Below are 13,286 nucleotides of genomic sequence, written 5' to 3' on the forward strand. Positions count from 1 at the left end.
CTCGCTGGCGATGAGCACCATGCGCTCGATCCAGTCTTGGCCGTTGTCGATCAACTGCGCGAAGAGACTGCCCAAATCGCCTGGCAAGTCGCGCAAAGTGTCGAGCGCGGCCTCCATCAGGTCCACGGTGCCAGACGCCAGATTGCGCATCGCGGTCAATATGAGGTCGGTGTAGTTGGATAGATCGCCAATGCCGTCGATCAAGTCGACGACCGCCTCCGCAGCGGTTTCACCTACGGATGTGCCGTAAACGATAAGCGCCCCCACGGGCCCGCCCCATTTCAGCAGGCCTTGTTCAAGCGGAGATTGGTTCGCGACATAGGCGTCATGCCAGTTTTGCGCGCTTTGATAAGCGGAAATCGCCTTGTCGCTGACCCCGCCCCAAAAGCTGGCCTCGCCCTCGTACCAAGACGACAAGCCTTTGCCGATGCCGCGCAACCGTGCCTCTGGGATCGACAGAATGCCTTTGGCCTCCCATTCCACCACATAGGGTTGCAGCTTGCCTAACGCATCATCGCGGAAGCTCGTGAGAGCCGCGCCGAGGTCGACCATGCCGCTGTCGGCTTCGCCCCCACCTTGCGAAATAAGCGACACATCTGCGCCTCCATGCGCGACTTCAATCTCCGGCGTTGTACCAAGTGTCGCCAAAGGTGCCGTTGGGGCGTCTCCGTCTTGCTGACCATGCGCCGCCAATGGCTCAGTGCGGAGCGCGCCATCGACAACCACACCTGTAGAATCCTCAACCTTCACGCAGGCGTCTGTCAGGGGGGTGTTCCATGCGTCGATGTAGCAGGCCTCGACCTTGATCAGCCCTGAACATGGCAAACAACTGCGGTCCATCTCGCCTTGCGATGCAGGTGCCCCCGCCTGTGCTTGGGCTGCAACTGCACTTGGGCTGGGTGAGGCGGGGTTTCCATCAGCCATCAGAAAACGCCTTCACTGTGTAATACATCCATGCGCCGCTGCATCTGCATTAGCTTGGCGTCCTCGCTCAGAGCGGAACGGCAGATGTTATAAAGATCGCCCAATGGGTCACGCCGCTCGAACAGGTCTCCGTAGAACAATTGCCAGCTGGCCAACACATGAATGTTGCGAACTTTACGGATGCCATAAGCCCCCATGCGCAGGGCAACGCGGCCAATGGTTTCGATCAGGACGTCTTTCGGGATATCTTCAGTTTGGTCTGGAAAGCACCGCCGCAACGCCGTAGCGATATCAGCGCGCCGGCGTCGCTCTTCGCCTTGCGTTAAGGCGTTCCCTTGCGCGAGTGTCAGCTTGTAACCTGCCTCAGTGGGGTGTTGTTCACGTTCGGGCGCATAATGCACGGAAGACATATCTTGAGTGCTACAGCAAATAACGGCGTCAGCAATCTTTCCGTTATAGCCATGAAAGAAGGATGGGCTGCCGACGGCATCCGATCCATCCACTCCAAGATAAGTTTGCGCGACATGCGGCTCCCAAAACCGGAAATACACCGACGCGCCTTCATGGTTCTGCACCTTGGTGAACTTCCGAAAATGTTGCCACAGAGTCTCAAGGCTTTGAGACGAACGAAGGTAAATGCCCGCCTCATTGCCCCACAAGTGCCAAGGCGCATCCCCTTGGGTGAAGAGGTTTTTCGTCAGCCTACTTTCTTCCTCAAGGCGAACAATCCACGGGGCAACATCCCCAAGTTGGTCGAAGGTATCACCTTTGTAGAAACAACGGTGTTCTAGATCTGATGTGGCAAGAACTTCGGCAAGCCCTGCCACTTTGGCAGCATCTAGAATTGCATAGGTGTTAGAGGGTAGCGCCTCAGCGGTTGCGTAAAGCTGACCAAAGAGCGGTTCTTTAAGTGCATCAGGAACATAGGCGGTATGGTCTTGCCCGAACTGATCTCCAAGTGGTGTGACGTCAAACTGCTCAATGCGCCCAATTTCTGAGCGCGCACCCGCCTTCATGTCTGGTGCTTCAAGCCCAGCCGTCCACACATCAAAATCATCTATATGCACAAAAAATCGCCGGAAGGTACTATAATTGTTAACGGCAATATGCTCCTAAACAGCTACCCTCAACGGAGGAAAACCTTACCTAAAGTGCGATCTCGTTTGTGACCTAAGCGCTTATCATAGCTCTCGTTCAATATGCGGGGCCGATGAGGTAGGTGTTTTCAACTGCTCTAAATCTCGTCTTTGTCGAAGATACGAGCTTCTGGACTGTGGCTGATATTAATTATGATCCCTTGACGATTGCGGTCATCACAGGGCTGTGCGCAGAGTTGGAAAAAGCTATGGGTGAACGCTCTTGCTGATTATCACTTCAAAGCAGGCATGGCCGGTCTCATCGAGGCGAGTGCATAGGAAAATATACATCAGGGCCTCGTCTGGTTAATTCTACATGAGCTGCATCATTTTAGATGAAGCATTTTGTGTACGCTGGGCGGCGCTGTCTGACCGAGGCACACGCGCCTTCTTCGTTTAGGGATGTTTCAAGAGCGAAGTCACAACCCCGATCAGCACTGGCGAGGATCGACGCGGATGATCTGCCCAAGGTCGGACCTTGACTGGAGGTGCATGTGATTTTGGCGCCATTGAAATGTTGATTGATGCGTATTCGTCAGATGAATGGGAATACCTTCGGGTGCAGACAGCGGCTATCTCGGCAGTGATGATGTTAATCGAGCGCGAAGACGCCAAGAACAACTATGAGCATTTGTCGCATCCAAAGGCTGCAACGCGAATATTTCAACTGCTTGGTCATGTGATTGAGATGCCTATGATCCAAGCGAAAATCGCCCTGCAACATCCTGAATTGAATATTGCCCCCATCATCGGCTTTTGTTGCACAAATGGCATGAGAGTTCATCTCATGATTCCAGCATGGTAGCTGCCACTGATGAGCAGTTAGTCCCCTACGAAGTACAAGACCGGGAACTGGCCTTCGTACAACACGGCGCTGAATCAGCGCGGTTCGTTATCGATCTGGTTTGATCTCGAAATGTCGTGGCACGTGCCGCCGACAGGCAAGCGGGGGTATCAGCCTGAGTTTTGCGATGCGGCGATCCAAACTTGCCGGACAATGAAGGTACTGCTTGGTATGCCTCTTCGACTGACGACAGGCTTTTTCGAAAATCTGCTGCGGCAGGCAAGCCTTGACTGGAAGGTGCCAGACTTCAGTACCCTGTACCGCCGTCAGAAGACACTGAACGTCGCCATCCCTTATCGTGGCGGATCGCGGCCGCTCCATCTGCTGATTGATGCGATCGGGATCAAAGCGAAAGGCGTGGGGAAGTAGAAAGCACGGCGGGCCAAAGAGACGCCTGTGGTGCAAGCATGACCTTTGTTTGGATGAAGAAACACTGGAGATCCGCGCGGTAGGTGTCACGACACGCAACGTAGGTACCAACGCTATGCTTACTATCTGTGCCAATCCAAAGGATGCGATAGCTACGGCAAGTCGATTCCACGCGATAAGCTGGAGGGTGCATTTGGTGATATGGTCAAAACGCTAGAGCCATGCCCGAAGTTGTTTCTGTTGGCAAAGACCATGTTCAAGGATGCTTGGACAGCACCTCTGGGTCAGGCCAAGGACGTCACATGTTCGGTCAAACACCAAATAACCGAAGTTGAAAAGCAAATCGAAGGTTTGCTTGGGCGGATCATGCAGGCATCCAATGATGCTGTGATTGATGCGTATGAAGACAAGATCGGCGAACTTGAAAAGACCAAGGTTAGGCTAACGGATAGTTTGGCATATCAAGCCCCGCCACAGGGGAGGTTTGAAGAGATGCTAGAACTCTCCCTAAAATTCCTACCAAGCCCTTGGAAACTATGGGAAAGTGGTCAACCAGAATTGTGTCGAACACTGCTCAGATTGGCCTTCACAGAAGGATTTTCCTATCATCGAATTGAGGGTGCTATAACTCCAAAAATATCTATGCCATTCAAAGCTTTAGGTGTGCTTGGAGGGGGTGATTTTAGAGATGGTGCTGTGAGGGAGGATTGAACTCCCGACCTCACCCTTACCAAGGGTGTGCTCTACCACTGAGCTACCACAGCATTTTCACCAGCGTGTGGGCGGGGTATTAGGTCGAAAAACTCTTCGGCGCAAGCCTAATCTGGACCCTTTTGTCGCCCTGCGTTAAGACAGTCTCATGAGTGACCAAACATCCCCCAAAGGCACCCCAAAGCCGCAAAGCGCCGCAGCCATGCGCGAAGCGCGATTGAAGGCGGCATTGAAGGCAAATATGGGACGTCGCAAGCAACAGGCACGCGCCAGAAAAACACCCGAAGATACGGGCGAAAACGAGAATAAAGGGCAGTAAACATGGATAAAATCGTCGTCACGGGCAATGGCCCGCTGAACGGGGAGATCACGATCTCCGGGGCAAAGAACACCTGCCTGAAGCTAATGACCGCCGCACTTTTGAGCGACGAGCCGCTGACGCTGACGAATGTACCGCGCTTGTCGGACATCGGCACATTGTCGGAATTGCTGGAGTCCTTGGGCTGCGAAGTTGCCCTTTTGAATGGCGGCAACGTGATGGTTCTGTCTGCCGGAACAATCTCCAACCGCAAAGCGGAGTATGAAATGGTGCGCAAGCTGCGCGCGTCCTTCAATGTGCTTGGCCCATTGGTCGCGCGTGAAGGCGAGGCGACAGTGTCCTTGCCGGGCGGCTGTGCCATTGGCGCGCGCAAGGTGGATTTGCACTTGATGGCGCTCGAAAAGCTGGGGGCTACGATCACCTTGGATGAGGGATATGTGCATTGCGCAGCCCCGAATGGCCTCACTGGAGCAGTGATCGAATTCCCATTCGTCACTGTCGGGGGAACCGAAAACGCAATTACCGCCGCGACATTGGCCAAAGGCACGACCGTTATCAAAAACGCCGCCCGCGAGCCGGACACCGTCGATCTTTGCAAATGCCTCACGGCAATGGGTGCGAAAATTTCGGGTGCTGGAACTTCTGAAATCACCATTGAGGGCGTGGACCGGCTGCATGGTGCCACGCATGAGGTTATTGCTGACCGGATCGAGTTGGGCACCTTCATGATCGCCCCTGCAATTGCGGGTGGCACTGTCGAGCTGATCGGCGGGCGTCGTGATTTGGTCGATGTGTTTTGCAAGAAGTTGGAAGCCACAGGGGTCGTTATCACCGACACAGATCGTGGTCTGAAGGTCTCTCATACCGGCGATCGTTTGCAGGCCATCGACGTAGAAACCGAGCCCTTCCCAGGGTTCCCGACCGATTTGCAGGCGCAAATGATGGCGGCTCTTTGCACAGCCGAAGGCACGTCAAAACTGCATGAAACCATTTTCGAGAATCGCTTCATGCACGCGCCAGAGCTGATCCGTATGGGGGCCAAAATCGACGTCCAAGGCGGTCATGCCACGGTCACCGGTGTGCCAAAACTCAAGGGCGCGCCCGTTATGGCAACCGATTTGCGTGCGTCGGTGTCGTTGATCTTGGCCGGATTGACAGCCGAAGGTGAAACCACTGTCGGTCGCGTCTACCATCTTGATCGCGGCTATGAGCGGATCGAAGAAAAGCTAAGTGGCGTGGGTGCATTGATCAAGCGGGTGCCTGAATGAGCCAAGACGCCAGCTTTGAGGACGGCGAAGAGAAGCCGCTTCGTTTAAAGGGCGAGGCGGCGGAGGATGTCACGGTGATATCCTCACTCGCGCAAGACGCGGTGTTTCCGATGGCAGAGATGTCGTGGAAACCGGCGCAACGTCGTTTTGCCATGCTGTTGAACCGTTTCCGTTGGGAAGATTTGCCCGCAGCCGAGCGCCGCGGTCGGGACTTCGAGCGAGTGCGCGCAGTTTTGGCCTTTGATGATGTGACGAAGGTGTCTTCGAGTGGAATTGATCGCACTGACCCTGAAATGGTGCTGTCTTTGCTGGCTGTCACTTGGCACGCGGGTGAAGACGGGGCAGGGCGCTTTGAGCTGACCCTCGCGGGGGACGGCGCAATCGCGCTAGAGGCCGAATGCGTGAACATCACCTTCCAAGATGTAACGCGCCCCTATATTGCGCCGTCTCGCAAATCCCCAAACCATCCAGAGTGATATTTGGCTCAGGTGTGGGTGATCACGCCTCAGGGGACTGCAATTCGCGCGGGTGGCCGAATCGTCTGAGCAGCGGGCAATCCGCCTTTGCCTATGGATAGGATACGCCTCATGTGAGGGGGCAATTGACCTGATCCCCCATAAGGCAGCCGCAAGGATTTGTTGAGGATGCGGCCTTTGGATCGTTGAGCCTGCTGCATCTGCACTGTATGGAAACTGTATGACTATGTTTCTCAACAGCGCCGACGCTGACTTCGACACTCAATTTGCCCAGCTTTTGACCATGAAGCGTGAAGATAGCCCCGATGTGGATGCTGTCGTCGCGGGTATTATTGCCGATGTGCAAACGCGCGGCGATGAGGCGATTATTGAGCTGACCGCAAAATTTGACCGCATGGATCTGACCGCCGAAACGATGGCGTTTTCCAAAGCGGAAATGGATGCGGCTATCGCGCAGGTGCCAGCGGTTGAACGCGACGCGCTGGAACTTGCCGCAGAGCGCATCCGCGCCTACCACGACCGTCAACTCCCGCAAGATGAGACTTGGCAAGGCCCGCACGGCGAGATGCTTGGCTGGCGCTGGACGGCTGTCGAAGCTGCCGGACTATATGTGCCAGGCGGGTTGGCCAGCTATCCGTCGTCGGTGTTGATGAACGCTATCCCCGCCCAAGTGGCAGGGGTGGAACGCTTGGTGATCTGCGCCCCGACGCCGGATGGGGTGGCCAACCCGCTTGTGCTGCTGGCAGCGCGCTTGTCCGGTGTTGAAACCGTGTACCGCATTGGCGGTGCCCAAGCGATTGCGGCTTTGGCATTTGGCACTGACACGATTGCGCCGGTGGACAAGATCACCGGCCCCGGAAACGCCTTTGTCGCCGCAGCCAAGCGCCGCGTGTTCGGACGCGTGGGGATCGATATGATCGCAGGCCCGTCCGAAATTCTGGTGATCGCCGACAAAAACAATGATCCCGATTGGGTGGCCGTGGATTTGTTGTCGCAAGCAGAGCATGACGAAAGTGCGCAAAGCCTGCTGATCACAGATGATGCGGAGTTTGGTGCAGCGGTGGCGCAGGCCGTGGAGGACCGGTTGCAAACACTGGAGCGCCGCGACATTGCGCGGGCTAGCTGGCGCGATTTCGGCGCCGTGATTGTCGTGAAAAACATGGAAGAGGCGCTGATCTTGTCAGATAGGATAGCGCCTGAACATCTTGAAATTGCGTGTGAAAACGCCGACGATATAGCCGCGCGTGTCCGGCATGCGGGGGCCATATTTATCGGCGCCTACACGCCTGAAGCAATAGGGGACTACATCGGCGGGCCGAACCATGTGTTGCCGACCGCGCGCTCTGCTCGATTCTCGTCCGGACTGTCCGTTATGGATTTTGTAAAACGCACCACATTGGCGCGCATGACCCCTGAGGCGCTGAAAGCCATCGGCCCCGCGGCAGAGACATTGGCGAAAGCCGAGGGGCTTGAAGCTCATGGATTGTCTGTCCGCGCGCGATTGAATAGGTTGAACGAAGAATGAGTAAACTTTGCGAAGTCACCATCGACGACAGCGGCCTGCCGACCCCCACTCCGGAGATCGAGCAAGAGCGCAAAGTCGCAATCTTTGACCTGCTGGAAGACAACGAGTTTTCCTTGCCTCAAGCGAATGCGCCACAGGGGCCATATAAGCTGGATCTGTCCATTCGTGAGCGTCGGTTGGTCTTCGACCTTCATACCGAATCCGGCGACAAAGCTGCAGAATTTCACCTGTCTCTGGGGCCGTTTCGCCAGGTGGTAAAAGACTACTTCCAGATTTGCGAAAGCTACTTTGATGCGGTCAAAAAGCTGCCCCCCAGCCAGATAGAAACCATCGATATGGCGCGGCGCGGCATACACAACGAGGGCGCGCGCGTTCTCGAAGAACGGCTGGACGGAAAGGCAAACGTTGATACGGATACTGCCCGCCGCCTGTTCACCCTCATTTGTGTTTTGCACTTCGGAGGCTGAGAGATGAGCGCAGAGCAACCACAATCGGTCTTGTTTTGCTGCGATCACAACGCTGTGCGCTCTCCGATGGCCGAGGGGTTGATGAAGAAATTTTACGGCACAGACATCTATGTGCAGTCTGCTGGTGTGAAAAACGACCTTGATATCGACGGGTTCTCGGTCGCGGTATGTCAGGAGATGGAGGTGGAGCTGTCACGCCACCGCACGCGGTCTTTTGAAGAGATGCAGGAATGGGGGGATGACCTGTCAGGATTTGACCTGATCGTGGCGCTAAGCCCCGTGTCCCAGCGTCAAGCGCTTGAGTTAACACGGGTCTATCACCTGTCGGTCGAATACTGGCCCATCCTCGACCCCACCGGCTTGGGGGAAGGGCGCGAAGAGAAGCTCAATTCCTATCGCATGGCCCGTGATCAGATCAAAGACCGGATATTGAAACGCTTCGGTGCGCCAACAAACGACTAATTCGCCCTTCACCGGTGCCTTTCATCAACATTTGTGCCGCCTTGCTGCAGCAAATAGCACAATCCCCTTGAAAACCCTCCACTCTCGGCGCATCTAGTGCCACGCCTACATTTTGGTGGGCACAACAACGGAGTAAACATGGCCAAGGAAGAACTGCTCGAATTCCCCGGCGTCGTGAAGGAACTCCTGCCTAACGCGACATTCCTGGTCGAGCTGGAAAACGGCCATACGATCATCGCGCACACGGCAGGCAAGATGCGCAAGAACCGCATCCGTGTTCTGGCAGGCGACAAAGTGCAGGTCGAGATGACCCCCTATGATCTGACCAAGGGTCGGATCAACTACCGCTTCAAGTGACCGCTGCGACCCGGGGTGCCGGGTTGAAGCTGGTGCTCGGCTCCGGCTCGCCACGGCGGCTGGAGCTTTTGGCGACTCTGGGGATCATCCCCGACGCCATCCGCCCCCCCGATATTAACGAAGATCCGGTTGGCGCTGAAAAGCCGCGCGTGTATTGCCAACGCATTGCCCGCAGCAAGGCCGAGGCGTTGGCGTTGGCGGCGGATGAAGTTGCCCTTTGTGCAGATACGACGGTCGCCTTGGGACGCCGCATCATGGGCAAGCCCGCAGATGCGGATGAGGCGGCGAAGTTTCTTCAATCACTGTCGGGCCGCAGGCACCGTGTGATCACTGCTATGGCGGTGAAACGGGGCGACAAGATTTGGACCGCTGATGTGGTCACTACCGTGAAGATGAAATCCCTGTCGGATGAAGAATTGAACGCCTATCTGGCCACCAACGATTGGCAAGGCAAGGCGGGCGGTTACGCCATTCAAGGGCCTGCTGGGGCGTTCATCCCTTGGATACAAGGCTCCTATACAGGGGTAATGGGGTTGCCCGTCGCCGAAGCGTCGCAACTTTTGAAAACTGCTGGATATGAGGTTTCATCATGAAGGGCGCTTTGATCGTTTTAGGGGAGCTTGGCGGTGTTGAAGCTGTCGCCCGCATGGTGAATGGCGTTTTGGATGACCTGATGCTGGCCCCTGATGACAACGCTCCTCCGGCGCCCGGTGCGATTTATCGCGCGGTGGCGGACCGTCCTTTGAAGGGGCAGGGCGGCATGATGCTATCCCTGCCGGACGGGCAAACTGCGTTGTTTCGCGGCGCGAAAGGGTTGAAGCCGGGGACGCCACTGTTGGTGCAGGTGACCTCCTACGCCGAAGCGCATAAGGCCGTACCCGTCACCGACCGTTTGATTTTTAAGGGCCGCAGTGTGATCGTGACACCTGGGGCGAACGGCCTGAACGTCTCGCGTCAGGTGCGTGATGAAGACGACCGCGAAATGCTGCTGGAAGCATTGCACCGCTCCCGCGCACCCGATGCCGGCCACGGCGTTATCATTCGCACGGGGGCCGTCGGGCTTGATCCTGACGATATTGCCGAAGAGGCCGACAGCCTGCTGGATCTCGCGGATGCGGTGTTGGCCGATGTCGAAGGCCCGCCGGAGCTGCTGGTCGATGCCATCGGGCCGCATGATCTGGCGTTCCGTGATTGGCCGCATGCGGATAAAACCGTCGAGGGCTTTGAGGAACACGGCGTTTTGGATGCGCTCGCCGAGTTGGACCGCGCCGAAATCCCGCTGGGGCAAGGCTCTATGTTCATTGAGCCGACTCGCGCATTGGTGGCGGTTGACGTCAATACTGGCGGCGACTTTTCACCCGCAGCGGGATTAAAGGCAAATCTGGCAGTGGCGAAAGCGCTGCCGCGCATGTTGCGCCTGCGCGGGCTGGGGGGGCAGATAACTCTTGATTTGGCCCCAATGCCGAAGAAGGACCGCAAGCAGTTCGAAGTGGCGCTGCGTAGTGCCTTCCGCGTCGACCCCATCGAGACGTCACTTGTTGGCTGGACCCCGTTGGGACACTATGAATTGCAACGCAAGCGCGAGCGGATGCCCATCGCCCAAGGGTTGGCACAATGAGCTGCCCGATCTGCGATAAAGACAAGGTCGAGGAGTTTCGCCCGTTCTGCTCCAAACGCTGTGCAGACATAGATTTGGGCCGCTGGATGACAGGATCATACGCCATCGCCAGTCAAGACCCTGACGACGATGACGAATTGATGGAAGAGCTGGAGAAAAAGCTGGGAGAGATCGCGGCCGGCGGGCCTACAGGTGACGGTTCCAAGCCACACTGACAAGAAGGTGGTGAGGTTTTTAATTTTTCCTGCACAAGCCTCTGGACACCGCCAAATCGCTGGCCTAAGTAGTCCCACGTTCGCAGGTAAACACCCTATGCGAACACCCGGTGCCCGGGTAGCTCAGGGGTAGAGCAGTGGATTGAAAATCCTCGTGTCGGTGGTTCAAATCCGCCCCTGGGCACCACTTTTATTTCAATACCAGTTGCCCAAAGCTTACCGGTAGCGTGGGTTGGTATTTTGGAAAAAGTCTAAGGTTTGAAAACGAAAATCTTCTGCGTATTTCGACATGAAGAATGAAAGAAATGTGTTGAGGCTGGGTCGCACGCGCGGGTCGTCTATGACCTCTGGGCAGGTCTCATTGAGCGTATCCACCATCAGCTGAGACCACAGTGTGGCACCTGCGTCTGTCATCAATTGCATCGCGTTATGTGTATGGTGAAAATTCAGCCGGAACTCTGCACCATGATAGTAGGGACCTCCGCCCATCACATCGACCCACATGGATGCTTGGGTGTGAATGTGGTGATTGATGCCCCCGACACGCTCAAACACCGATGTGAACCAATCCTCTTGTTCGAATACTCTTTGGTAGAAGTCATGGACTATTCTCACGATCGGCTCTTGCCCAAGAACCGAGTATAATTGCCAAAACTGGATCGGCTTTGCTGGATCATCGGAGGCGGTCAGGGAGAGGATGTCCTCCCTCTCAAGCGCATCATCCGGGAGCACTCCCTTCGCGATCGCGGACGCGATGTAATCGGTACGAATTTTCTTTGTCATGTAGCCGTTTCGCGTCGAGAACTTTGGAAGGACCGCATGTTCCATGATGTGCACTCTCGAAGGTAATTTGCCTCTGGATCGTTTAGCTAAGCGCGCAGCCACAAGTTTCAAGACGCAGGGTACAGATAGAAAACCGGTGCCAAAGCAAAAAGCGCTTTATTCGCAGACGGTTTCTTTGATGAAACAGTTTGAACCGATACACCCGTCCCATCCTTCGGATTTGGCCGCTTGGGATTTTTCACCGAACGCGCCTTCGACAATTTTGGCGGACTGGATTTTGTCAAACCTGAATATCCGTTTGGAGGCATAGTCGCGCCCTTTGGTGCACCCTCGGCTTTGCCAACCGTGCATGTAGACCTTGCCATTGTTGCCAACTGCCACCTGATGAACGTCCACAATGCGTGGCTCGCAGCCCTTTGAGACGTCTTTGTCATAGACGATCTCAACTACACGGCCGGACTTTGCTGCCTCGCATAGCGGCCCTTCAAGGGCGGGCTGAGCGTGAGATGCAGACACCTGCGCAACGACTGCAATCAGTCCCATTTTTAGATGTTTAACTTCCACAAGTTGCCCTTTCAGGTGGTTGAAGTTCCATTTGATGTGGGCGCGAAGCGAAAGTCTAGAAAACTCTTGTGGGGTCCCTTCAAAATGCGTCTGGCAGTTTTGTTTATTCATTTAGCCAAGTCAAAAAACTTAGACTAAGCTCGATAAACGAATCAACAAAAATACCATCGCGTATTTGGGAGAATTACATGATCAAATCACTTAAATCTGCGGCGCTTGCAGCCGCAGCGACGCTTGCATTGGCCGTGCCAACGCAGGCTCAAGAGTTGAACTTCTTTACAATCGGAACCGGCGGCACAGCCTATACTTACTATCCGGTCGGTGGTGTTATTGCGAATGCGATTTCGCGTCCACCTGGGTCGCGTGAATGCGATGGTGGTGGGTCTTGTGGTGTTGAAGGTCTGATTGCATCCGCGGTGTCATCGCGCGGTTCCGTCGACAATGTGAACGCCATTTTGTCCGGTCTGCGGAACTCCGGCTTTGCGCAATCTGACGTGGCATATTGGGCCTATACCGGCACAGGCACCATGGAAGGCAAAGAGCCAGCAACGGACTTGCGCACCATCGCGGCGTTGTTCGAAGAGCACATCCACCTTGTTGCTATGGCCGACAGCGGTATCAATTCCGTAGCCGATCTTAAAGGCAAGCGCGTGTCCCTCGATGAGCCAGGTTCCGGCACATATGTGGATGCAAACCTGATCCTCGAGGCCAACGGTCTGTCCGTTGATATGGTCACCGCAGAGGCCCTCAAAGGGGGGGCTGCGTCCGAAGCTTTGCGCAATGGCAAGATCGACGCGTTCTTTGTGGTTGCGGGCTACCCAACAGGCTCCTTGGTGGAGCTGGCGTCTGCTGCTGACATCAAACTGGTGCCAATCAGCGGTGCCGGAGCGGATGCTCTTGTTGAAAAATACGGCTTCTTCGCGGCGTCTGACATCCCTGAGGGTGCATATGAAGGCGTTGGCACAACTGCGACAGTTGCCGTTGGCGCGCAGTGGTTCACCTCTGCCAAAGAAGATGATGAGTTGGTCTATAACATCACCAAAGCCCTGTGGAACGAACAGTCCCGCAAGCTGTTGGATGTTGGTCACGCCAAAGGCAAAACCATCACAGCTGAATCGGCGTTGAACGGCATTGGTGTGCCTTTGCACGCTGGCGCAGAGCGCTTCTACAAAGAAGCAGGCTTGCTGAAGTAAGCCCGCCAAATCATCACAACTGGCCCGAGCGTAAAAGTGACGCTCGGGCCTTTTC

General features: G+C 55.6%; 17 protein-coding genes, 2 tRNA genes and 1 pseudogene. 15 read left to right on the forward strand and 5 right to left on the reverse strand.

Annotated elements, in window-relative coordinates; all coding sequences use genetic code 11:
- Window positions 1–924 (reverse strand): hypothetical protein (locus Q0746_RS13850; RefSeq protein WP_298261295.1); only part of this gene is annotated, 924 nt, incomplete at its 3' end.
- Complete coding sequence (locus Q0746_RS13855) at window positions 924–1,991, reverse strand: DUF4123 domain-containing protein (protein ID WP_298261297.1); 1,068 nt, start codon at window positions 1,989–1,991, stop codon at window positions 924–926. The genes Q0746_RS13850 and Q0746_RS13855, both read right to left, overlap by 1 nt.
- 583 nt (window positions 1,992–2,574) lie before the next feature.
- Between Q0746_RS13855 and Q0746_RS13860 the strand changes: the two genes are divergently transcribed.
- From Q0746_RS13860 to Q0746_RS13870, 3 genes and pseudogenes are all read left to right on the forward strand, one after another.
- Window positions 2,575–2,865 (forward strand): hypothetical protein, encoded by a 291-nt coding sequence (locus Q0746_RS13860; RefSeq protein WP_298261299.1) that lies wholly within the window; start codon window positions 2,575–2,577, stop codon window positions 2,863–2,865.
- Between the two features lie 69 nt (window positions 2,866–2,934).
- A pseudogene (locus tag Q0746_RS13865) lies at window positions 2,935–3,379 on the forward strand (transposase); the annotation flags it as partial.
- Window positions 3,380–3,525: 146 nt separating this feature from the next.
- Entirely contained in the window at window positions 3,526–3,984 is a 459-nt protein-coding gene (locus Q0746_RS13870) for a hypothetical protein (protein ID WP_298261301.1), read from the forward strand.
- Here the strand turns inward: Q0746_RS13870 and Q0746_RS13875 are convergent.
- Window positions 3,963–4,037: transfer RNA gene (locus Q0746_RS13875), tRNA-Thr, on the reverse strand. The genes Q0746_RS13870 and Q0746_RS13875 overlap by 22 nt on opposite strands.
- A gap of 95 nt (window positions 4,038–4,132) precedes the next feature.
- Between Q0746_RS13875 and Q0746_RS13880 the strand changes: the two genes are divergently transcribed.
- The 11 genes from Q0746_RS13880 to Q0746_RS13930 all read left to right on the forward strand — a co-directional run bounded on the left by Q0746_RS13880 (window position 4,133) and on the right by Q0746_RS13930 (window position 10,878).
- Window positions 4,133–4,303 carry a hypothetical protein gene (locus Q0746_RS13880; protein WP_298261303.1) on the forward strand — a complete coding sequence of 57 codons (171 nt, stop codon included), beginning with the start codon at window positions 4,133–4,135 and terminating at the stop codon, window positions 4,301–4,303.
- Window positions 4,304–4,305: 2 nt separating this feature from the next.
- Window positions 4,306–5,571 carry a UDP-N-acetylglucosamine 1-carboxyvinyltransferase gene (murA, locus tag Q0746_RS13885; protein WP_298261305.1) on the forward strand — a complete coding sequence of 422 codons (1,266 nt, stop codon included), beginning with the start codon at window positions 4,306–4,308 and terminating at the stop codon, window positions 5,569–5,571.
- Window positions 5,568–6,047, forward strand: a complete 480-nt coding sequence (locus Q0746_RS13890) for a DUF2948 family protein (protein ID WP_298261307.1) — start codon at window positions 5,568–5,570, stop codon at window positions 6,045–6,047. Before murA ends, Q0746_RS13890 begins: the two co-directional genes overlap by 4 nt.
- A gap of 220 nt (window positions 6,048–6,267) precedes the next feature.
- A complete protein-coding gene (gene hisD / locus Q0746_RS13895) occupies window positions 6,268–7,572 on the forward strand; it encodes a histidinol dehydrogenase (protein ID WP_298261309.1) in 1,305 nt (434 codons plus the stop codon).
- Entirely contained in the window at window positions 7,569–8,039 is a 471-nt protein-coding gene (locus tag Q0746_RS13900) for a UPF0262 family protein (RefSeq protein ID WP_298261311.1), read from the forward strand. The genes hisD and Q0746_RS13900 overlap by 4 nt, the downstream gene beginning before the upstream one ends.
- A 3-nt stretch (window positions 8,040–8,042) precedes the next feature.
- Entirely contained in the window at window positions 8,043–8,501 is a 459-nt protein-coding gene (locus Q0746_RS13905; RefSeq protein WP_298261313.1) for a low molecular weight phosphatase family protein, read from the forward strand.
- A gap of 138 nt (window positions 8,502–8,639) precedes the next feature.
- Window positions 8,640–8,858: a translation initiation factor IF-1 gene (gene infA, locus Q0746_RS13910; protein WP_008186030.1), complete on the forward strand. Its 219-nt coding sequence runs from the start codon at window positions 8,640–8,642 to the stop codon at window positions 8,856–8,858.
- A 23-nt stretch (window positions 8,859–8,881) separates the two neighbouring features.
- Window positions 8,882–9,451, forward strand: a complete 570-nt coding sequence (locus Q0746_RS13915; protein WP_298261315.1) for a Maf family protein — start codon at window positions 8,882–8,884, stop codon at window positions 9,449–9,451.
- Window positions 9,448–10,476, forward strand: coding sequence for a ribonuclease E/G (locus Q0746_RS13920; RefSeq protein WP_298261317.1), 1,029 nt, complete (start codon window positions 9,448–9,450; stop codon window positions 10,474–10,476). Before Q0746_RS13915 ends, Q0746_RS13920 begins: the two co-directional genes overlap by 4 nt.
- Entirely contained in the window at window positions 10,473–10,691 is a 219-nt protein-coding gene (gene yacG / locus Q0746_RS13925; protein ID WP_298261319.1) for a DNA gyrase inhibitor YacG, read from the forward strand. The genes Q0746_RS13920 and yacG overlap by 4 nt, the downstream gene beginning before the upstream one ends.
- 112 nt (window positions 10,692–10,803) lie before the next feature.
- Window positions 10,804–10,878, forward strand: a tRNA-Phe gene (locus Q0746_RS13930).
- Window positions 10,879–10,907: 29 nt separating this feature from the next.
- On the opposite strand, the gene Q0746_RS13935 is transcribed toward Q0746_RS13930, so the two are convergent.
- Both Q0746_RS13935 and Q0746_RS13940 read right to left on the reverse strand, forming a co-directional pair.
- On the reverse strand, window positions 10,908–11,519 hold the full coding sequence (locus Q0746_RS13935; protein ID WP_298261321.1) for a hypothetical protein: 612 nt from the start codon (window positions 11,517–11,519) through the stop codon (window positions 10,908–10,910).
- A 111-nt stretch (window positions 11,520–11,630) separates the two neighbouring features.
- The gene (locus Q0746_RS13940; RefSeq protein ID WP_298261323.1) at window positions 11,631–12,017 is read right to left on the reverse strand and encodes a WYL domain-containing protein; all 387 of its coding nucleotides are present in this window, start codon (window positions 12,015–12,017) and stop codon (window positions 11,631–11,633) included.
- A 209-nt stretch (window positions 12,018–12,226) separates the two neighbouring features.
- Here Q0746_RS13940 and Q0746_RS13945 point away from each other — a divergent pair, with 209 nt between their 5' ends.
- Window positions 12,227–13,231 carry a TAXI family TRAP transporter solute-binding subunit gene (locus tag Q0746_RS13945; RefSeq protein WP_298261325.1) on the forward strand — a complete coding sequence of 335 codons (1,005 nt, stop codon included), beginning with the start codon at window positions 12,227–12,229 and terminating at the stop codon, window positions 13,229–13,231.
- Window positions 13,232–13,286 lie beyond the last annotated feature (55 nt).

The organism is uncultured Litoreibacter sp., from assembly GCF_947487515.1.
In the GTDB taxonomy this organism is placed as follows: Bacteria; Pseudomonadota; Alphaproteobacteria; order Rhodobacterales; family Rhodobacteraceae; genus Litoreibacter.